Origin of the sequence: Salinicola endophyticus, from assembly GCF_040536835.1 — a bacterium.
GTDB classification, from domain to species: Bacteria; Pseudomonadota; Gammaproteobacteria; order Pseudomonadales; family Halomonadaceae; genus Salinicola; species Salinicola endophyticus_A.
This window is the reverse complement of the sequence record NZ_CP159578.1, coordinates 1,131,812-1,152,151: the sequence shown is the minus strand read 5'-3', so window position 1 is coordinate 1,152,151 and position 20,340 is coordinate 1,131,812. Positions and strand designations below refer to the sequence as shown.

Genomic DNA, 20,340 nt, shown 5'->3' with positions numbered 1-20,340 from the left:
CGCTTGTATCGTCCCTACAAACCGTCGCATGTCCAGCCTGGAGACAAGGATGGCCAGTAACCCCAAGCGTCCCCCCATGATCAGCCCGGCCCTGCTCGAGCGCATCGTCAACGCCTCTGACGATGGGATCGTCGTCGCCGAGCAGGAGGGTGACGAGAATATCCTGATCTACGTCAACGAGGGCTTCGAGCGCCTTACCGGCTACAGCATCGACGAGATTCTCTATCGCGACTGCCGTTTCCTGCAGAATGGCGACCGCGATCAGCCCGCGATCGACCGCGTGCGTACCGCGCTGCGCGAGGGTCGCTCCTGCCGTGAGGTGCTGCGCAACTATCGCAAGGACGGCTCCCAGTTCTGGAACGAGCTGTCGATCACGCCGGTCTACGACGAGGAGGATCAACTGACCTACTTCGTGGGGGTACAGAAGGACGTGACCGGGCTGGTCGAAGCGCTGCAGGAGCTGGAGGCGCTCAAGGCCGAGCGCGACCCGGCCTGACCCGAAGCCGACCTGCCATGCGGCCCTGGTCGGCTATCCTGAGCGGCTGTCATGACCAACTATTCTGGCGCAGGGAGTCGATAGGTTTTTTCAAACGGCCAAAGGCTTGTCTTGCGGCGCATTCGGCGATATATAGCCCTCGAGCATCATCAGGATGCCGTCACATCGGAGGGCCAAACGATGAGCCGTGAAGATTACGCCGAGGACCAAGAGCTTTACGACGCCGTCAACGACGAGCAATTCGAGCGTCCCCGCAGCAGCAAGGCCGACACCCTGAAGGCGCGCCGCCAGGTCGAGGCGCTGCTGGAAGAGCGCCGCCTGAAACGTGCGATCGAGGACGACTGGTACGCGGATTTCGACGACGAAGACGAGGAGGAGTGAGCGGATCACTCCCCCTTCATAGCCGTAACGACGGGCGCTCAGGCGTCCGTTCGCGTTAGCGGCCAGCGGTCGCAATCGCGTCGCTAGTCATATACCCTGCTTTATCCGTGTCGCCACCCCGCAGGCCGGTGCCGCCGGTCACGCTTTTCCAGGCGCGTGACCCCGCGATGCCCTCCGACCCGGGGCTGCCAGCGACCCTGACCCGATCTCATTGACCGCGATACTCAACCGAACCGGATTCCCATGGCGCAATACGTTTTCACCATGAACCGGGTGGGCAAGGTCGTCCCCCCGAAACGCGAGATTCTCAAGGACATCTCGCTCTCCTTCTTCCCCGGCGCCAAGATCGGCGTGCTCGGTCTCAACGGGGCCGGCAAGTCGACGCTGCTGCGGATCATGGCCGGCGTCGACACCGAGTACAACGGCGAAGCGCGGCCGATGCCGGGCATCAATATCGGCTACCTGCCGCAGGAGCCCGAGCTCGACGACACCAAGAGCGTGCGCGAGACGGTCGAAGAGGCCCTGGGCGAGGTCAAGGCGGCGCAGGAGAAACTGGAAGGCGTCTATGCCGCCTACGCCGAACCGGATGCCGACTTCGATGCCCTGGCCGCCGAACAGGCGCGCCTGGAGAACATCATCGAGGCCGCCGACGCCCACAACATCGAGCGTAAGCTCGAAGTCGCCGCCGAAGCGCTGCGCCTGCCGCCCTGGGATGCCCGCGTGGGTCATCTCTCTGGCGGTGAGCGCCGCCGTGTGGCGCTGTGCCGGCTGCTACTGTCGAGCCCCGACATGCTGCTGCTCGACGAGCCGACCAACCACCTCGACGCCGAGTCGGTGGCCTGGCTGGAGCGCTTCCTCCACGACTACCCCGGCACCGTAGTGGCGATCACCCACGACCGCTACTTCCTCGACAATGTCGCCGGCTGGATTCTCGAGCTCGACCGTGGCCACGGTATCCCGTTCGAGGGCAACTACTCCCAGTGGCTCGAGTCCAAGGAGAAGCGGCTCGAGCAGGAGGCCAAGGCCGAGGCGGGTCGCCAGCGCGCGATCAAGCAGGAGCTGGAGTGGGTGCGCCAGAATCCCAAGGGGCGTCAGGCCAAGAGCAAGGCGCGCCTCAACCGCTTCGACGAACTGCAGTCCGGCGATTACCAGAAGCGTAACGAGACCAACGAGATCTACATTCCGCCCGGGCCGCGCCTGGGCGACAAGGTCATCGAGTTCCATGACGTCGCCAAGCGCTTCGACGACAAGCTGCTGTTCGACAACCTGTCGTTCCAGATTCCGGCAGGCGCAATCGTGGGGATCGTCGGCGGCAACGGCGCCGGCAAGTCGACCCTGTTCAAGCTGATCTCCGGCAAGGAGCAGCCGGACAGCGGCGAGGTGGTCGTGGGCGAGACCGTCGACATCGCCTACGTCGAGCAGCTGCGCGACCACTTCGACAACACCCAGACCGTGTGGCAGGCCGTCTCCGACGGGCATGACATGCTCAGCATCAACGGCTACGAAGTCTCGTCGCGAGCCTACGTGGGTCGCTTCAACTTCAAGGGCACCGACCAGCAGAAGCGGCTCAGCGAGCTCTCCGGCGGTGAGCGCGGGCGCCTGCAGCTGGCGCAGACGCTCAAGCAGGGTGCCAACGTGCTGCTGCTCGACGAACCCTCCAACGATCTCGATATCGAGACCCTGCGCGCCCTCGAGGAAGCTCTGCTCGCCTTCCCCGGCTGTGCGCTGGTGATCTCCCACGACCGCTGGTTCCTCGACCGTATCGCCACCCATATCCTGGCCTATGAGGGCGACTCCAGCGTGGTGTTCTTCGAGGGCAACTACACCGACTACGAAGCCGACCATCAGAAGCGGGTCGGCAGCGACACGCCCAAGCGCATGAAGTACAAGCGCATCGACGCCTGAGGCACGTATCGCCCGCCCGAATGGGGCGGGCGAATTCGCATTACCGCATCAACGCAAACGCCCGCCTGAAAAGGCGGGCGTTTGCGTCTGATCACGTTGAATGTCGATATTGGCGTCTAGGTGCTATCTGAAAAGTCGACGAGCGCAGTACTTTTCAGACAGTGCCTAGCGACCACGGCCGCGTATCAGCGATACGACGAACAGGATCAGGAAGATGACGAATAGCACCTTGGCGATCGTCGCCGCGATTCCGGCGACTCCGCCGAACCCGAGAACGCCGGCAATGATGGCGACGATGAGAAAAATCACGGCATAACTGAGCATGGCTTTACTTCCTGTGCTGGCCTGATAAGTGCCGCGTGACGACATGCCCCGCGACGCCCTGCCCTCGCAATCCTTGAGGGTACCTTAAGCCTTGTTGGTGAAGCGCTTTTCGTCAAGGTGGGCGGGGTATCGGTTTGCAACCGCTTTAGAGCGCCTTTCACAACCGCTAGACGACGTGGGCTTATCGGCGGCAGAGGGTTTGGAAATGGGCTTTTAGTAGACCGACGGCTCCCCCGGCGGGCGCGTCTTGAAGCGTCGATGCAGCCATAGATACTGCTCCGGATGCCGCCGGATCGCCTGTTCGATGAAGGCGTTGACCAGGGTCGCGTCGGCGACCTCGTCGTCGCTGGGGAAGTTCTCGAATGCCGGCAGATACTCCAGGGTGTAGGTGCGATCATCGGGATTGCGGTGGAACATGAACGGCATGACCGGCGCACCGGTCATGCGCGCAATCTTGGCGGTGAGCTTGAGCGTTGCCGCCTCGACCCCGAAGAAGGGCGCAAAGACGCTGGCGTCACGACCGAAGTCCTGGTCCGGCGAGTACCACACCACGTGGCCCGACTTGATCCGCCGCACCACGCCGCGCAGATCGTGGCGATCGATCGCGGCGCCGAAGATATCGCGCCGGGCACGGGTCATGAAGTTCTCGAACACCGGATTGTCGTGGGGTCGATAGACCACGTCCGCAGGGAAGAACAGCGAGTGCAGCGCCCCGCCCAGATCGAGGGTCGAGAAGTGAATACCGATCACCAGCACCCCCTTGCCCTGGGCGCGCGCGCGCTCCATGTGCTCGATGCCGCGGAAGGCGATGCGCTGGCGCAGGTGCTCGGGGTCGCGGCACCAGCCGGTGGCGGTCTCGAGGATGCCGATACCGTTGGCCACGAAGGTGCGCTTGACCATCTCCGCGCGCTTGTCGCTGTCCCACTCGGGGAAGCACAGCGCCAGATTGGTATCGGTGATATGCCGGCGCCGCTTCGCCAGGCGCCAGCTCAGCAGACCGATGCCACGGCCCACGGCCAGCTTGAGGCGCCACGGCAGGAAGGCGCTCGCCTTCATCAGCGCGATGGCGAACCAGGTCCCCCAGTAGCGGGGATGGGCATGATTGGCGGGATAGACTTTCTTGGCCATAACGCTTCCAGATTCACAGTGATGACGAACGGCACGCTGGCCGCCCTGGGCAGAGCCCCTCGCTCAACTCACCGCCGCCGCGGCTGTCGCCGGCAGATAGACCCGCGGCGCCCGCGGCAGCACACCGGTGAGCAGGGTATAGGCGATGGTGTCGCAGTGCCCCGCCACCTCGTCGACGCCGAGCCCGCGCCCCCACAGCACCACCTCGCTGCCGACGTCGGCATCGGCCACCTCGGTGATGTCGACGGTGAGCATGTCCATCGACACCCGTCCGGCGATGGCGCAGCGCTGGCCGTTGACCAGCACCGGGGTGCCATCGCGGGCGTGGCGGTCGTAGCCGTCGCCGTAGCCGGCGGCGACCACGCCGATACGGCTGTGCCGACGGGTACGAAAGCGCCCGCCATAGCCCACCGCCTCGCCCGCTTCCAGCGTACGCACGGCGATCAGGCGCGAGCGCAGCGTCATCACCGGCTCGAGCGCCACCCCTGCCGGCAGCGCACCTTCCAGCGGGTTGCTGCCGTAGAGCATGACCCCCGGTCGGTTCCAGGCACCGTGCGCCGGCGGGTGCTGCAGCGTCGCGGGTGAGTTGGCCAGACACAGCGGTGCCCCCAGCGCCTCGCCCAGGGCACGGACCTGAGCGTGCTGGGCCTGGAAAGCGCTGTCATCGGCGAGGTCGGCCGTGGAGAAGTGGCTGATCAGATGCAAATCGGTGACTCGCTCCGGCGCCTGGCGCAGGCGCGCCCAGTGGCGGCGAAGTTCGTCCGCCGAGAACCCCAGGCGGTGCATGCCGGCGTCGAACTTGAGCCATACCGGCAGCGGCCGACGCGGCCGATAGGCAAGCACCGCCTCCAGCTGCCACTCGCTATGCACCACCTGCCACAGCGAGAGCGCCTCGACCGTGGCCAGCTCCGCGGCCTCGAAGATGCCTTCGAGCAGCATAATCGGCGTCTCGATGCCGCCGTCGCGCAGCGCCACCGCTTCCTCGATCGTCGCCACCGCGAAGGCCGGCGCCAGCCCGGTCAATGCACGGGCGCAGGCGAGCGCACCGTGACCGTAGGCATCCGCCTTGAGCACCGCCATCGACCGGCTCTGCGGCGCCAGGGCGCTCGCCGTGCGATAGTTGCGACACAGCGCCGCGAGATCGATCTCGGCGCGCAGGGGTCTTGCCATGGTGGCTACGTCCTTCTCCCAAGTGGTGATACGACACCAGCGGCCCAGCGCCGGCGAATGCCATGGTAACGCGTTTGGCGGCACCGCGGGACGCCGGCGGCGTAAACACAGACGCCGCTAACGAGTAGCGGCGTCGGCGGCAGGATCGCAGCGCTCAGGGCGTCGGCGGGGTCGGCCGGGCGCCGATATCGTCGGTCGGCGAGCCGCCGCGTTGGGTATCGGCCAGATCGAGCGAGACCCGCTTGCTGTCGCGCAGCCACTGGTTGGTGCCACGGATCACATCGAGACTCAGCACCCCGGCCTGCTGGCGCAGCTGGAGCAGATCGGTGACATAGGTGTAGCGCGCATCGGCATAGTTGGAGATCGACTCGTAGAGCGACTGCTCGGCGTTGAGCACGTCGACGATATTACGCGTGCCCACCTCGTAGCCGGCCCGGGTCGCTTCCAGCGCACTGCGACTGGAGACGATCGCCTCGCGCTGGGCATCGACCGACTCGACGTCGTTGACCACCTGCGTGAACAGCGAGCGCACCTGCTGGGTGGTGTAGCGGCGCTGATCCTCGAAGTCGTACTGGGTCGACTCCAGCGAGTAGGTGTTCTGCCGCACCGAGGCGCTGGTCGAGCCGCCGGAGTAGATCGGCAGATTCGCCTGCACGCCGACCTCGACGTTCTCGTTGTGCCCGCGAAGGGCCTCGATGTCGTTGTCCGAATAGGCGTAATCGGCATAGGCGTTCAGAGTCGGCAGATGGCCGGCACGGGCGATGTCCACGCTCGACTTGGCGACGTCGACCCCGGCTTCGGCGTAGCGGATCGACGGGCTGCTGGTCATCGCCAGGTTGACCCAGTCGTCGCGGGTAGCGGGCTTGGGCGAAGCGATGGGCAGATCTTCGGCGAGACCGTCGATGCTGTCGTACTGCTTGCCGGTCAGACGCTCCAGCGCCTCGAAGCTAACCTGCAGGTCACTGCGGGCGGAGATCAGCTGGGCGCGTGCCGAATCGTAGGCGGCCTTGGCCTCATTGACGTCGGTGATCGCCACCAGACCGACATTGAACTGCTCCTTGGCCTGTTCCAGCTGGCGCCCGATCGCCTTGGACTGCGCTTCGCGGGCGTCGAGCACCTCCTTGGCGCGCAGAATCTCGAAGTAGGCGCTGGAGACATCATAGAGCAGCTGCTGCTGATCGATCTCGAGCTGCAGCGCCTGCTGCCCCACCTGCTTCTTGCTCTGCTGGTACTGATACCAGTCGGAGGCATCGAACAGCACCTGGGTCACGTTGACCCCGAGGCTGCTGCCGTTGTAGTCCTGCCCCGAGGTGGAGCCGCCCGCGCCGGCGCCGGCACCGGCCGACGCACCCGCCGCATGCTGAGTCTCGAGCGAGTCACTGCGATAGAGGCTGCCGGTGGCGCTGATCTGCGGCAGCAGCGCGCCACGCGACACGTCCTGCCCCGCTTCCGTGCTGCGGAAGGTGGAGCGCGAGGCGTTGAGGCTCGACGAGTTGGCCAGGGCATCCTGGGTGATGGTGAGCAGATCGGCCGCCTGTACCGACGGTGCGAACGAAGCGGCCAGCAGCAGCGGCAGCGCATGGCGCAGGGATAAACGGGATGACGACGGAGCAGAGGGCGACATCGAGACGGTTCCTATCGTTGAGCGCTGGCGGGTATCGAGGCACGAAGGCGGGCACATGGGCCCGGCAGCACGCCCCGAGACGGCCCAGACACCCGGTATTGACTGGTGCGAGCCGGTTGCCACTGCACGGCGCGGGCACGCCGGCGTCAGCAATCGTTCTGACGAACGACGAGGCGCCGGCTATCCTGCCGGCGCCTCGTCGCGAGGTTTACATACAATGCCGCATGTATGCATGGGGATCAAGCATTCGGCCAGAGATGACGCGCTTTTGCGCGTTTCCCGGCCAGCGCGTCACTCGAAGATCGAGTCCATCGACAACCCCTGCTTCTCGAGCATCCGGCGCAGTTTCTTGAGCGCCTCGACCTGAATCTGACGCACCCGCTCACGGGTCAGGCCGATCTCCTCACCGACTTCTTCGAGGGTCGCCGCTTCGTGACCGCGCAGCCCGAAACGCCGCACCACGACCTCTCGCTGCTTGTCGCTGAGCTCGGCAAGCCACTCGTCGACGTGCGCCTTGACGTCGTCATCGACCAGATTGGATTCCGGTCCCACTTCGTTTTCGTCGGCCAGGGTGTCGATCAGCGGCTTGTCGCTCTCGCCACCCATCGGGTAGTCGACGGAAGAGACGCGCTCATTGAGCCCCAGCATCTTCTTGACCGTGGCCACCGGCTTGTCGAGGAACTCCGCAATCTCCTCGGCGGTGGCCTCGTGGTCGAGCTTCTGGGTCAGCTCGCGCGCGGCGCGCAGATAGATGTTGAGTTCCTTGACCACGTGGATGGGCAGACGAATGGTGCGCGTCTGGTTCATCAGCGCCCGCTCGATGGTCTGGCGAATCCACCAGGTCGCGTAGGTCGAGAAGCGGAAGCCGCGCTCCGGGTCGAATTTCTCGACCGCACGGATCAGGCCCAGATTGCCCTCCTCGATCAGGTCGAGCAGCGACAGCCCGCGATTGAGGTAGCGTCTGGCGATCTTCACCACCAGGCGCAGGTTGGATTCGATCATGCGCTGACGGCCGGCCGGATCGCCCTTCTGCGCCAGGCGCCCGAAGTGCACTTCCTCTTCCGGTGTCAGCAGCGGCGAGAACCCGATCTCGTTGAGATAGATCTGGGTCGCGTCGAGACTGTGGTGGTAGTTGTTCTCCTCGCGACTGAGCGCCTTCTCGAACGCGCTCTCGTCGTCCTTGCCATCCGTGTCATCGGTATCGACCTGCTGGTCGGCACCGTCGAGCTCAACATCCTGAATATCCCGTTCAAGCATGCTCATGTCACTACCCCCAATCTGGGCTTCCTGAGTACCTTCGCCGTGGGGTCTAGCCGCCCCAGGCGACCGCGCAATCCTTGCTCTGTTTTACGTCCTTGATTACGACTTCTACTTACTATGTTTACGTACGATGTTGACTTACTCGGTTGCTGCTCGAGCGGGCCATGCTGCCACCGGCCGGCCCGGCGGTGCACTGCCGCCACCGACCGCGCCCCGAAAGGGCGCGGTCAGCCTAGCGGCGGTGACCGGTAAATCTTCCAGCTTGGTAACGTCGGCCGTTGCAGCGATCTGGCGCGCTGACGACCGGTCAGCGTTTGGGGAGGTATTTGAGCGGGTCTTGAGGCTGGCCGTTGACGCGAACCTCGAAATGTAGCTCGACCTGGTCAGCATCCGTCTGCCCCATGGTGGCTATCGTTTCTCCGGCCTTGACGACATCGTTCTCTTTCACGCGCAACGTGTCGTTATGTGCGTAGGCACTCAAGAAGCGGTCGTTGTGCTTGAGGATGATGAGATTGCCATATCCCCTCACACCATCGCCGGCATACACCACAATCCCTGGCCCGGCTGCCTTCACAGGTTGCCCCTTTTGGCCGGCAATATCAATGCCGGGGGTGATACTGGAGTCATCATCGAAACGGCCGATCAGACGCCCTTCGGTGGGCCACTGCCAGGCCACGTTCTCGACCGGCTTGTAGGTCCGGTTAGAGCGGTCCGGCGCGCCGCTGGGCTCCCCCGCCACTTCGGTACCGGCATCGTTACCGGCCGCCGTGCGGGTATCCTTACGCGTCATGGAAGCAGAAGAAGATGACGAAGCCGTGTCAGCCCCGGTCGCAGGCTGACGCGCCGGCGGCGTAGCGGCGCCAGAACCAGAGCTAGAACCGGGGCTAGAACCAGAGGCACTCTGCGACGCCTGGTTCTGACCGGTATTGGCAGCCACGCTCTGACCGGCGTTGGCGGCACGCTGGTCGATCACCGGGCCCGGCGCCGAAGCCGAACCGCCCGCCCCGGCCTGCTGACCACCGCTGCTGCCACCGCCCGCCGGCAACAGCCAGGAGGGATTGTCGTCGCCATTCGCGGCGCTCGCCTGCGTCTTGCCACCCAGCGGCGTGACGGTAGCCGCACCCTGGGACGAGGCCAGGCTCTGGCTGGCATCGACGCTGGCGTTGGGCGTCAGCCGCAGCTGCTGCCCGGGCTGCAGTCGATAGGGAGGCGAGATGCCATTCATCTGGGCCAGATCGCGGAAGTCGACCCGATTCTGCCAGGCGATGCCATAGATGGTATCGCCAGCCTTGACGGTATAGGTGGCGCTGGGCTGGCTATTGCGGCTGACGGACAGATCCTGGACCTGGGGGCGCCCGCTCGAGGTGGTGCAGCCCACGACCCCGACGGCGACCGCCGGCAGCAGTCCCAGAAGTAGCGCGATGCGACGCTTGTTCATGAAGAAAATCCCTTTTTTCCTGACGATGCGTGCGGGTCGGACGGCTTGCGCTCTCCCAGGCACATTACCACTACCACTCCTACCACGATCAATGCCGACGCCGCGAGCCACTGGGAGGGCTCACCGGTCACCGCGGTGAAATCGGCGGGCATCAGATAGCGATAGCTCAGCGCGACCTGCTGGCCATCGGCGGCGAGGCGATAGCTCATCATCTGACGCCACGGCCACAGCTGCGGCAGCGAGCCGAGAATGAAACCGACGATGGTCATCATGGTCATGCCATGATAGTGGCGCAGCAGCCAGGAGAGCAGGCGCGAGAAGGTCAAAAGCCCGACCAGGCAGCCGGCACCAAAGATACCGATCAGCCCCAGGTCGAAGCTCTTCACCCCGTTCATCACGGTGCCGTAAAGCCCCATCACCAGCAGCAGGAAGCTGCCGGAGACCCCGGGCAACAGCATCGCACTGATGGCGATGGCACCGGCGCAGAACAGTGTGACGTTGCCCGCCTGACTCATGTCCGGCAACAGCTGCGGCAGATAGGCGGCGACCACCAGCCCTGCCAGCAGTGGCAGCAGATAGCGCCAGCGCCAACTGCCCGCCTGGCGCATGACCACCCAGGCCGAGGCCAGCACCAGGCCAAAGAAGAAGGCATTGAGCAGCAGTGCGTGGTGCGCCATCAACCAGGTGACCAGATGCGCAATGGTCACCAGGCTGATCCCGATGCCCAGCACCAGCGGCAGCAGAAAGCGCAGATTGAGATAGCCGACGAGAGCCCCCAGGCCACCTTCGCGCCAGACGCCGAACGCCCCCGGGCCGAAGCGCCGGATGGTCTCGATCAGCTCTTCGTAGATGCCCACGATCAGCGCAATGGTGCCACCCGACACCCCGGGCACCGCGTCCGCGGCCCCCATCCCCATTCCTTTCAAGACCGTCGTCACGCTGCGTTTCAACGGATGACTCCTTCCAGCAGTGGCACGAAACGCACCTCCTCGAGACGTTGATGATCGAACGCCTGGCCGCGCCGGCGTACCCGTGTCAGCCATTGACGCCCTTCGCTATCCGCCAGCGGCGCGATCAGCACGCCGCCATCCTTCAGTTGTTCGAGCAGCGCCTGCGGCAGTTGACCAGCGCAGGCGGTGAGCAGAATGGCATCGAACGGCGCCGCCTGCGGCCAGCCCAGTCCGCCATCGGCATGGCGCAGCCGCACGTTATGCGCACCGAGCCGCGCCAGGCGCTGGCGCGCCCGGTTCTGCAGTGCGGCGATGCGTTCGACGCTCCACACCCGAGCCACCAGCCGCGCAAGAATCAGCGTCTGATAGCCCGAGCCGGTACCGATCTCGAGCACCCGCTCGGGCGCGGCCTGCACGATCAGTTCGCTCATCCGCGCCACCACCCAGGGCTGCGACAGGGTCTGCCCCAGCCCCAGCGGCAGCGAGGTATCCTCGTAAGCGCGGTGGGCCAGGGCCTCGTCGAGAAACAGATGACGCGGCGCCTCGGCCAGCACCTCCAGCACCCGCGGCTGGCGAATGCCGGCGGCCATCAGACGTTCGACCATGCGATTGCGCGTTCGTTGCGACGTCATGCCCACGCCGCTGAGTTCTTCAGGCGTGTGACAGTCCATCCAGCCAGCCCTGTACATCGTCCAGCGTCGCGTGACGCGTGAGATCGGTCTGCAGCGGCGTGATCGAGACGAAGCCGCCCTCGATCGCGGCGAAGTCGGTGTCGGGGCCGTCGTCGGCATTCTCCGAGACCGCCGCGATCCAGTAGCGATCGCGCCCGCGCGGGTCCTTCATGTGGATCGGATTGGAGGCCGGCCCGCGATAGCCCAGACGCGTGACGCGGAAACCACGAATCTCTTCCCACGGCAGGTCCGGCACGTTGACGTTGAGCAGACTGCGCGGCGGCAGCGAGAGCCTCTCCGCGCCGCCGACCAGACTCGCCGCGACGCGCCCGGCGGTGTCGAAGTGGCGCTGGCCACACAGCGAGATGGCGATCGCCGGCATCCCCAGGTTGCGCCCCTCCATGGCCGCAGCGACGGTGCCCGAGTAGAGCACGTCGTCGCCCAGATTGGCGCCGTGATTGATCCCCGAGATGACCAGGTCGGGCTTCTCTTCCCACACCCCGTTGACGCCCAGATAGACGCAGTCCGCCGGCGTCCCGTCGACGCTGTAGAAGCCGCCGTCCAGGGCCTCCAGCGCCAGCGGGCGCGTCAGCGTCAGCGAGTTGCTGGCGCCGCTGCGGTCGCGGTCTGGCGCCACCACGCGCAGCCGCGCATGCTTACCGAGCGCATCGAAGAGCGCTCGGAGCCCGGGCGCGTGCACGCCATCGTCGTTGGACAGCAGCAGTCTACGCATCTCGCTCACTCCTCTCGTGTCAGGCTTGTCGGGGTCGGATCGTCGGTCATCAAGCGGCGCCTCAGACCAGGGTCGGATGACGCATCAACTCGCGCAGCACGGCGGTGGCGAAGGCCCCCCGCGGCAGGCTGAACTCGAGCCACGCCGAGCTCTCCGTCTCAGCCGGGCACCATCGAGCTGCCCCCGGCAGCACACGCAGTGCGCGCCGCTCGTGACGCGCACCGGCGGCAATCAGACCATCGCGCAGCGCCGCACATGCCGCTGCCTCGCGTTGCTCCAGCACGGCCACGTCGCCACGGCTGTGCGGCTCGCCCTGCCCCCACAGCGGGCCGGTGGGGTGCAGATCGCCGGCCGCCGCGCGCGCCTCGAGCGCAGGGTCGACCGTTTCGCTCAAGAAGCGGCTGGCCGTGCCTTCCAGATTGAGCACGTCGCCGGCCAGCGGCCGGCACCAGCTGCCGTCGGCCACCCGCGCCGCCAGCACCTGATTGAAAAGATAGCTGCGCGCGGTGGAGAGCAGGAGCCCCTGCGGGTCCTCACGCTTGCGCCAGCCGCGGGCGAACAGCGCCAGGGCGCGCTGCAGATTGCGCCCCTCAGGGCCGAAGCGCTGGGGGCCGAAGTAGTTGGGCACGCCCTGGGCGAGCAGCCGTGTCCAGCGCTCGTGCACCGCGTCCGAACTCGCCGCAGGCCCGTCGAGGCGCAGGCGGAAACGGTTGGCACGGTGTACGCCGCGCTTGAGCTTGCGCGGATGGCGCACCGCCCGCAGCACACGAATGCCACGCTCGGCCAGCGGCGTCTCCCAGCCCGCGGCAAGGGTGCGCCCCGGCAGCGCCAGCGACAGCCACTGCCGGGTCACCGCGTCGCGATCCTTGAGCCCGCTGAAGCCGACGTCGCGCAGCGCGACCTCGGCCTGCCGCGCCAGACTGCGCGCGGCATCCGGGGTGGTCACCCCGCGCTTCTCGATCCACACCCAGAGATGCTCGCCCTCCCCTTCCGGCGTGAAGTCGAGCACCTCCTCGACCTGAAACGCCTCGGCGCTCTCGCGATAGCGGCCCTCGACGCCCGGCGGCGTCTCGACGTAGGCCCAGCACGGCGGCCAGGCCGGCGCGGTGGGGCTCACGGCGCCGTCGCCAGCAGCAGGACCACCGCCTCTGCCGCGATGCCCTCGCTGCGGCCTGTGAAGCCGAGGCGCTCGGTGGTGGTCGCCTTGACGTTGACGTTGTCCGCCGCGGTTTCCAGGTCGGCGGCGATCGCCGCGCGCATGGGCTCGATCCAGGGTGCCATCTTCGGCGCCTGGGCGAGGATAGTGGCGTCGAGATTGCCCACCCGATAGCCGCGCGCGTGGATCAGCGCCACCACCTGGCGCAGCAGCTCGCGGCTGTCGGCGCCCGCCCAGGTCGGGTCGGTGTCGGGGAAGTGATGGCCGATGTCCCCCAGCGCGCAGGCACCCAGCAGCGCATCGCTGATCGCGTGCAGCAGCACGTCGCCGTCGGAGTGGGCGACGAAGCCCTGCTCGAAGGGAATACGCACGCCGCCGATCATCAGATGACCGCCCTCGCCGAAGCGGTGCACATCGAACCCGTGGCCAATTCTGAGCGTCATGCCTCGACTCCCTGTGCTGCACTATCGGTCTCGCTCTGCAGCGAGAGAATGCGCGCCGCCAGGATCAGATCCTCCGGACGCGTGATCTTGAGATTGTCGCGGCTGCCCGGCACCAGCAGCGGCGCCAGCCCCATGGCCTCGATCGCCGAGGCTTCGTCGGTGACCGCTGCACCGGTGGCCAGCGCCGCATCCAGCGCCTGACGCAGCAGGTCGTAGCGAAACGCCTGCGGCGTCAGCGCGTGCCACAAGCCATCGCGTGGCTCGGTGTGGTTGACCCGGCCGCGCGCGTCGGCGCGCTTCATGGTGTCCGCCACCGGGGCAGCGAGCAGCGCACCAATGGCCTCCTCCTCCAGCGCGCGGGAGAGCGCGGTGAGATCGGCAAGCTGCACGCAGGGGCGCGCGGCGTCGTGGACCAGTACCCAGTCGTCGGCGGCCGCCTCGGCAGCAATGCTGGACAGCGCGCGGCGCACGCTATCGACGCGCTCGCGTCCACCGTCGACACGCTGCCACTCGCTGAAGGGCACGTCGTCCGGATCGAAATAGCCATCATCGGGGTCGAGACACAGGCGCAGCGCCGCCTCGGGAAAGGCCTGGTGCAGGCGTTCCAGAGTCCGCGCTAGCACGCTGCGCCCGTGCAGCCCCAGATACTGCTTGGGTCGGTCGGCCTGCATGCGACTGCCGCGGCCGGCGGCGGGAACGATCAACCACAGTGTCATGGCGTGATCACCCCCGTCTCGGCGGCCGGGCCGTGGCTGGCGTCGACGTCGGGCACCCAGAAGAACTGCTCGTCCTTACGCACCATGCCGATATCACTGCGGGCACGCTCCTCGATCGCATCGAGGCCGGTCTTGAGATCGACCACTTCGGCCGCAAGGCGGTCGTTACGCGCTTTCAGGGTCTGGGTGGTGCCTTCGAGCACGTCGGCCCGTGCCTGGATATCATTGAATTCGTGAATGCCGCCCTCGCCGAACCAGAGCCGGTACTGCAAAAGCCCGAGCATGACGACCAAGACCAGGATGACCCATTTCCACATTGCAAACGCTTCCCGCTCGACCAGGGTGACATGAGCGCGGGGCGAGCACCCGCCAGGGGCGTCGCCGGCGCGGCGGCCATTATGCCATCATCGCCCCAGGCGGCCCACCTCGCACGTCGCTGCCAGACACGCGGCGTGGCGGCGTGGGCCCGGAGAACAGGTTCAGGCCGAACCGAAGAAGCGCTCGCGCTCCTCGAGGCCGATCTGCCCCGAGTGCAGCGGGAAGTGGCCGTCCACGCGATCGCTGAAGAAGTGGCGCAGGGTGCGTTCTATGGTGGGAAAGGCGAGTTCCCCCCAGGGGATCTCGCTCTCCTCGAACAGCGCCACCTCGAGACTTTCGGGTCCCGAGGCGTAGCCGCCGTCGAGCTCACCGCGGAAGATCATGTAGACCTGGTCGATGTGCGGCAGACTGATCAGCGTGTAAAGTGAAGGCGCATCGACCATCGCGTTCGCCTCCTCGCGGGTCTCGCGCAGCGCGGCCTGCTCGACCGTCTCGCCGTTCTCCATGAAACCGGCCGGCAGGGTCCAGTAGCCCTTGCGCGGGGCGATCGCGCGACGGCACAGCAGCACCCGCGAGCCCGACACCGGCAGCGTCCCGGCCACGATGCGGGGATTCTGATAATGGATGGTGCCGCAGGCGTCGCACTGAAAGCGCGGGCGATCGTCACCCTCGGGGATGGCGAAACGCACCGGGTTGCCACACTGACTGCAGTAGTTCATCGACGCCTCGCAATGCATTCATCGAGCCCTGCCCCCGCCCGCCAAGCGCCACTCGGCACTGCGCGGACCGGAAGCAAGCCCTGTAGGATCAGCACCGCATGTTAGAGACACTTCGCGAGCGCCTGCAAGCGCACCGCCCCCGCCAGCTCGACGCCGCCTTCCCCCAGGCCGCCGTGCTGCTCCCTCTGGTGGCCCGCCGCGAGCCGACGCTCTTGTTCACCCAGCGCACCGACCACCTCTCCTCCCACGCCGGCCAGGTCGCCTTTCCCGGCGGCAAGCGCGAACCCGAGGACCGCGATCTGCTGGCCACGGCGCTGCGCGAGAGCCAGGAGGAGATCGCCTTGGCACCGGCCAACGTGGAGATCGTCGGGCGCCTCGGTGACCTGCTTTCGCTGCATGGCCTGCGGGTCACGCCCTACGTGGGCATCATCCCCCCGGATCTGACGCTGACGCCAGAGCCCGGCGAAATCGCGGCGATCTTCGAGGTACCGCTGGCCCACTTCCTCGACGACCGGCGCACCCATACCGACGTGATCCCGGTCGACGATCACGAATGGTTCGTACCCAGCTATCAGGTCGACGGTCGCGTCATCTGGGGGCTCTCGGCGATGATGCTGGTCGAGCTGCTGGCGGTGGGCTTCGCCAGCCGAGTCTCGCTGGAACACCCGCCGGCAGGCGGCGAGCTGCGCTATCATCCGCAGCGCGGGCGCCGCACCACCCGATGACTCAAGATCTGCGCCGGCTGCTGTGCCCAGCCACGCCTTGTCGACCACACTTTTCCAGCCACGCGTTTTCCCATCGGAGGCCCCGCGATGCTTCACACCCAGACTCACCACGCCTACTGGGACGAACAGCAGCTGACGCCGCTGATCGACGCCCTGGTCGCGCGTGGCTGGTACGCCGGGGAGACGTTTCTGGACGCTGGCCTGTGCCAAGACCTGCACGCCGAGCTGGCCCGACTCGAGGCGCGCCAGCAGCTGCAGGAAGCCGCTATCGGCCGCGGTGACGAGCGAACCCTGCGCCGCGACATCCGCGGCGACGCCATCCACTGGCTCGACCGCGAGAGTCTCGCCCAGCGCCGCTATCTGGCGCTGATGGCCGAACTCCAGCAGCAGATCAATATCGCCCTCTATCTGGGGCTATTCGAGTTCGAGGCGCACTTCGCCCAGTACCCGCCGGGCGCCTTCTACCGCAAGCACTACGACAGCTTCCGCGGACGCGCCAACCGTATCGTCTCCACGGTGCTCTATCTCAACCCTGACTGGCCCGAGGATGGCGGCGGCGAGATGGCGCTCTACGACGAGCACGACAACGAGCGCGAAGTCGCGCGGGTGGCGCCGCGCGCCGGCACCTTCGTCTGCTTTCTCTCCGAGCACATTCCCCACGAGGTACTGCCGACCCGCCTGCCGCGCACCAGCATCGCCGGCTGGTTCCGGCGCAATGCCTCCCTCGGCGGGCTGGTCGACCCCGCGCGCTGAACTCTCGTCCCCCTGAAGACGCGGATCCAGCGCGCTCAGTCGCGCGTCGCGGTCTCCACCTCGGCGTCTACCGGCCTGACCGCCGATCCGGCCGTTTCCGCCTCGGGGGCCGCGGTCTCCACCTCCGGGACGACCTGGGACAGATCCTCCTGCTGTTCATGCTCGGTCGCCCCCTGCACCAGCGCCGCGGTCACTACCAGCTCGGCCCCGACCACCGACTGCGGCGGGTTGGAGGTGAAGGGTGCCACCGGTGCCGGCGCCGGACGACGGCTACGCCGCCAGACGAAGAACACCACCAGACAGCCGCCCAGACCGAGCAGCGCCACGAACAGCCCGGCATCGCCGACATGCGTCATCAGCGGGGTGATCAGCGGCGGGCTGAGGGTGGCGCCGAGGGCGTTGATCAGCAGCAATCCCTGGCTCATGCGCACCAGGGCACCGGCCGGGGCGCGGTCGGCGGCGTGGCTCACCGCCACCGGATAGAGCGCGAACACCCCGCCGCCGAGCAGAAACAGCGCCCCCGCCAGCAGCCACGGTAGCGGCGGCAGCAGCATCATGCCCAGACACAGCGCGGTCATCGCCACACCGATCAGGATCAGCACGATCTGGCGGTCGTGGCGATCCGACCAGCGGCCGATTGGGTACTGCAGCAGCATGCCGCCCAGAATCAGCACCGCCATCATCTCGCCGATCTTCTGCACGTCGAGGCCGCTGCGCTGCAGATAGAGCGGCAGCAGACTGTAGATCGCCGAGATCGCCAGCCCCGAGCCGAAGCAGCCCACCACACCAGTGGGCGTAACCGTGATCAGACGCCACGGCGAGAGCGGTTCGGCGTGCTCGATCAGCGGCGATACCCGGGGGATCATGCCCAGCGGCAGCACCGACAGCGACGCCAGGATGGCGATGATCATGAACGGCTGGCTGGCACCGGCACTGTCGGCCACGCCGAGCAGCAGTTGGCCGATCACCCCGGCGCCGTAGAGCGAGATCATGTAGAGCGCCAGCAGGCGCCCGCGGACGCGGGTATCCGCCGCCGTCAGCAGCCAGCTCTCGATCACCAGATAGACGCCCAGGGTAGCCCAGCCGCCGATCATGCGCAGGGTGAACCACAGCCCCGCATTGAGCCACAGCCCCTGCAGCAGCACGGTCACCGCCACCAGCGAGGCAAAACAGGCGTAGGCGCGAATATGGCCGATGCGCAGCAGCAGGCGGTCGTTGAACAGCGCCCCGATCGCCAGGCCGATGTAGTAGGCCGCCGAGACCCAGCCGATGGTAGTCACCGACTCGCCGGCGGCGTCCAGGCGCAGGGTGATCAGCGAGGCCAGAAAGCCATTGCCGATACCCAGGATGAACAGACCCAGAAGCGGCGCCAGCGCCATGGAGAGCAACTGCGGAGACATCGACGAACCCACCTTGCAACCGGTTCCGGCCCGGCGGCACAGGTGACGCCGCCGGCGACCGAAGAAGCCATAGAATGAGACACTCTGTAATGCGAAACCCTGGACTGAGAAGCCTTGGAAAGCAGGCGTCCGGGCAGTATCGGGCGAGCGCACTATACGCCGCACCCGGCAGCCGAAAAAGCCGAATAGCGGCAAAAAATCCCCCTAAGGCGGCGGCTGAGAGGGTGTTTACAAATTCGGCGAGCGAAGGCAAGACAAGGCAAAATCGGTCGAAAAAGCGGAGTTTACACGGGGTAAATGAGCATTTTACTCGCTCCGCTCGCCCTTCGGGCCGTCCTTCGGACGTTCTGAACGTGGTTCAGTGAGCCGATTTTAACGCCGTATCGCCGAGCGCAGACATTTTGTAAGCACCCTCTGACATTGACCAGGGTCGTTCTCCCCACGCCCAAGCGAACGTCGGCGCAGGTCGAGAAGAATCTGCGTATACTATTCTGTTAGCGCGCTAGCTAGATAGCTTCTCCCCGCATCGACCGCAAAGGACACCATGCCCACCGCCGACAGTGCCGCATCAACCCCCGACGATCCGTCACGCGTCGATCGCACTACTACCGATGATGGCCACGCCGCGGCAGCGGTCTACCGTCAGCCCGGCTTCGCCGCCTTTCTAGTCTCGCGCCTGGCCGCGGTGTTCGCCATGCAGATCCAGGCAATCGTGGTGGCCTGGCAGGTCTACGACATCACCCGTGACCCGCTGACGCTGGGCTATGTCGGCCTGGCCCAGTTCCTGCCGATGGTCGTCCTGCTGCTGCCGGCGGGTGACCTGGTCGATCGCTTCGACCGCAAGCGCATCCTGCAGCTCAGCTGGCTGACCCAGGGCGTGTGCAGCGCCTGTCTGATCGCGCTCTCGCTGCAGCGCCCCGAGAGCGCACTGCCGTTCTACGCCGTACTGGTGCTGTTCGGCGCAGCGCGGGCGTTTACCGGCCCCACCCTGCAGAGCCTGCTGCCGCAGATCGTGCCACGGGCGCAGCTGGGCAAGGCGATCGCGCTCAACTCCTCGATCATGAAAATCGGGGTCATTGGCGGCCCGCTGCTCGGTGGGTTGCTCTACACCTTCGGTGCGCCGCTCACCTACAGCGTGGTACTGACCTGTTTCGTGACCGCCCTGCTCGGCCTGTTCGCGGTGCCGGTACGCTACGCCGTCGAACGCCTGCCGCGGGATGACACCGCCTGGCAGCGCTTTACCGCGGGCATTCGCTATATCCGCAGCAAGCCGGTGATTCTCGGGGTGATCTCGCTCGACCTGTTCGCGGTGCTGTTCGGCGGCATCGTGGCGCTGCTGCCGGTCTACGCTCATGAGATCCTGCACGTCGGCCCCGAGGGGCTGGGCGCGCTGCGCAGCGCCATCGCCATCGGCGCCCTGCTGATGGGGCTCTATCTAGGGGTACGTGCCATCAACCGCCATGCGGGGCTGACGATGTTTGCAGCAGTGGCAGTGTTCGGCCTGGCCAACCTGGTGTTCGCGCTGTCGCACTGGTTCTGGCTCTCGTTCGGCGCCCTGCTGATCGCCGGCGCTGCCGACATGATCAGCGTCTACGTGCGTCTGACGCTGCTGCAACTGGCAACGCCAGACGAGATGCGCGGCCGGGTCAATGCGGTCAACATGCTGTTCATCGGCGCCTCCAACGAGCTGGGCGAGTTCGAATCCGGGGTCACCGCGGCCTGGTTCGGCACCGTGCCGGCGGCGGTGATCGGCGCTGTCGGCACTTTGGGGATCGTCGGGCTATGGATGTGGGCCTTCCCGGTGTTGCGCCGCGCCGACCGGCTCGATGATGTCGAGGAGGAAAGCGCCGAATCCAAGCCCGCCGCGCCGGCCAGGCAAAGCTGATTCGGCGGCGGCTCGCTGGCCAGGCAAGGCTGATTCGGCGGCGGCTCGCTGGCGCTCTCTCATGCCGTGGCACCATGCGCGGCTCATCCTGCGTAGCAGAAGAACCATTCTTGTCCCGCCTCGGGTCGAACGCGGAAGCTAGGCG

The 20,340-nt window shown here is 66.5% G+C and carries 21 protein-coding genes; 6 read left to right on the top strand and 15 right to left on the bottom strand.

From position 1 onward, the window contains the following. Window positions 1–49: 49 nt before the first annotated feature. The 3 genes from ABV408_RS05305 to ettA all read left to right on the top strand — a co-directional run bounded on the left by ABV408_RS05305 (window position 50) and on the right by ettA (window position 2,782). On the top strand, window positions 50–496 hold the full coding sequence (locus tag ABV408_RS05305) for a PAS sensor domain-containing protein (RefSeq protein WP_051896227.1): 447 nt from the start codon (window positions 50–52) through the stop codon (window positions 494–496). A 180-nt stretch (window positions 497–676) separates the two neighbouring features. Beyond that, window positions 677–877, top strand: coding sequence for a PA3496 family putative envelope integrity protein (locus tag ABV408_RS05300; RefSeq protein ID WP_035475238.1), 201 nt, complete (start codon window positions 677–679; stop codon window positions 875–877). Window positions 878–1,120: 243 nt separating this feature from the next. Beyond that, window positions 1,121–2,782, top strand: a complete 1,662-nt coding sequence (gene ettA, locus ABV408_RS05295) for an energy-dependent translational throttle protein EttA (RefSeq protein WP_353981417.1) — start codon at window positions 1,121–1,123, stop codon at window positions 2,780–2,782. Window positions 2,783–2,947: 165 nt separating this feature from the next. On the opposite strand, the gene ABV408_RS05290 is transcribed toward ettA, so the two are convergent. The 14 genes from ABV408_RS05290 to ABV408_RS05225 form a co-directional block, all read right to left on the bottom strand. Continuing rightward, window positions 2,948–3,106 (bottom strand): DUF1328 domain-containing protein, encoded by a 159-nt coding sequence (locus ABV408_RS05290; RefSeq protein WP_035475241.1) that lies wholly within the window; start codon window positions 3,104–3,106, stop codon window positions 2,948–2,950. A 213-nt stretch (window positions 3,107–3,319) separates the two neighbouring features. Further along, window positions 3,320–4,234: an LpxL/LpxP family Kdo(2)-lipid IV(A) lauroyl/palmitoleoyl acyltransferase gene (gene lpxL, locus ABV408_RS05285; protein ID WP_353981416.1), complete on the bottom strand. Its 915-nt coding sequence runs from the start codon at window positions 4,232–4,234 to the stop codon at window positions 3,320–3,322. A gap of 63 nt (window positions 4,235–4,297) precedes the next feature. Then, complete coding sequence (alr, locus tag ABV408_RS05280; RefSeq protein WP_353981414.1) at window positions 4,298–5,404, bottom strand: alanine racemase; 1,107 nt, start codon at window positions 5,402–5,404, stop codon at window positions 4,298–4,300. Window positions 5,405–5,558: 154 nt separating this feature from the next. Beyond that, window positions 5,559–7,028 carry a TolC family outer membrane protein gene (locus ABV408_RS05275; RefSeq protein WP_353981413.1) on the bottom strand — a complete coding sequence of 490 codons (1,470 nt, stop codon included), beginning with the start codon at window positions 7,026–7,028 and terminating at the stop codon, window positions 5,559–5,561. A gap of 291 nt (window positions 7,029–7,319) precedes the next feature. Then, entirely contained in the window at window positions 7,320–8,291 is a 972-nt protein-coding gene (gene rpoS, locus ABV408_RS05270; RefSeq protein WP_035475246.1) for an RNA polymerase sigma factor RpoS, read from the bottom strand. Window positions 8,292–8,595: 304 nt separating this feature from the next. Beyond that, window positions 8,596–9,726 carry a peptidoglycan DD-metalloendopeptidase family protein gene (locus ABV408_RS05265; RefSeq protein ID WP_353981412.1) on the bottom strand — a complete coding sequence of 377 codons (1,131 nt, stop codon included), beginning with the start codon at window positions 9,724–9,726 and terminating at the stop codon, window positions 8,596–8,598. Next, window positions 9,723–10,637, bottom strand: coding sequence for a DUF368 domain-containing protein (locus tag ABV408_RS05260; protein WP_353981411.1), 915 nt, complete (start codon window positions 10,635–10,637; stop codon window positions 9,723–9,725). Before ABV408_RS05260 ends, ABV408_RS05265 begins: the two co-directional genes overlap by 4 nt. Window positions 10,638–10,672: 35 nt before the next feature. Beyond that, window positions 10,673–11,308, bottom strand: a complete 636-nt coding sequence (locus ABV408_RS05255; protein ID WP_353981410.1) for a protein-L-isoaspartate(D-aspartate) O-methyltransferase — start codon at window positions 11,306–11,308, stop codon at window positions 10,673–10,675. A gap of 19 nt (window positions 11,309–11,327) precedes the next feature. After that, window positions 11,328–12,080: a 5'/3'-nucleotidase SurE gene (gene surE / locus ABV408_RS05250; protein ID WP_353981409.1), complete on the bottom strand. Its 753-nt coding sequence runs from the start codon at window positions 12,078–12,080 to the stop codon at window positions 11,328–11,330. A 61-nt stretch (window positions 12,081–12,141) separates the two neighbouring features. Further along, complete coding sequence (gene truD, locus ABV408_RS05245) at window positions 12,142–13,197, bottom strand: tRNA pseudouridine(13) synthase TruD (protein ID WP_353981408.1); 1,056 nt, start codon at window positions 13,195–13,197, stop codon at window positions 12,142–12,144. After that, on the bottom strand, window positions 13,194–13,679 hold the full coding sequence (gene ispF / locus ABV408_RS05240; RefSeq protein ID WP_353981407.1) for a 2-C-methyl-D-erythritol 2,4-cyclodiphosphate synthase: 486 nt from the start codon (window positions 13,677–13,679) through the stop codon (window positions 13,194–13,196). Before ispF ends, truD begins: the two co-directional genes overlap by 4 nt. Further along, entirely contained in the window at window positions 13,676–14,395 is a 720-nt protein-coding gene (gene ispD, locus ABV408_RS05235; RefSeq protein ID WP_353981406.1) for a 2-C-methyl-D-erythritol 4-phosphate cytidylyltransferase, read from the bottom strand. Before ispD ends, ispF begins: the two co-directional genes overlap by 4 nt. Further along, a complete protein-coding gene (gene ftsB / locus ABV408_RS05230; protein WP_353981405.1) occupies window positions 14,392–14,712 on the bottom strand; it encodes a cell division protein FtsB in 321 nt (106 codons plus the stop codon). The genes ispD and ftsB overlap by 4 nt, the downstream gene beginning before the upstream one ends. 162 nt (window positions 14,713–14,874) lie before the next feature. Next, window positions 14,875–15,432 carry an NUDIX hydrolase gene (locus tag ABV408_RS05225; protein ID WP_353981404.1) on the bottom strand — a complete coding sequence of 186 codons (558 nt, stop codon included), beginning with the start codon at window positions 15,430–15,432 and terminating at the stop codon, window positions 14,875–14,877. A gap of 98 nt (window positions 15,433–15,530) precedes the next feature. On the opposite strand from ABV408_RS05225, the gene ABV408_RS05220 reads away from it, so the two are divergent. Beyond that, complete coding sequence (locus ABV408_RS05220; RefSeq protein ID WP_353981403.1) at window positions 15,531–16,157, top strand: CoA pyrophosphatase; 627 nt, start codon at window positions 15,531–15,533, stop codon at window positions 16,155–16,157. An 87-nt stretch (window positions 16,158–16,244) separates the two neighbouring features. Continuing rightward, the gene (locus tag ABV408_RS05215; RefSeq protein WP_353981402.1) at window positions 16,245–16,910 is read left to right on the top strand and encodes a 2OG-Fe(II) oxygenase; all 666 of its coding nucleotides are present in this window, start codon (window positions 16,245–16,247) and stop codon (window positions 16,908–16,910) included. Between the two features lie 35 nt (window positions 16,911–16,945). Here ABV408_RS05215 and ABV408_RS05210 read toward each other — a convergent pair whose 3' ends face one another. Next, entirely contained in the window at window positions 16,946–18,310 is a 1,365-nt protein-coding gene (locus ABV408_RS05210) for an MFS transporter (RefSeq protein WP_353981401.1), read from the bottom strand. Between the two features lie 544 nt (window positions 18,311–18,854). Here ABV408_RS05210 and ABV408_RS05205 point away from each other — a divergent pair. Continuing rightward, window positions 18,855–20,195 carry an MFS transporter gene (locus ABV408_RS05205; RefSeq protein WP_353981398.1) on the top strand — a complete coding sequence of 447 codons (1,341 nt, stop codon included), beginning with the start codon at window positions 18,855–18,857 and terminating at the stop codon, window positions 20,193–20,195. Window positions 20,196–20,340: the final 145 nt, after the last annotated feature.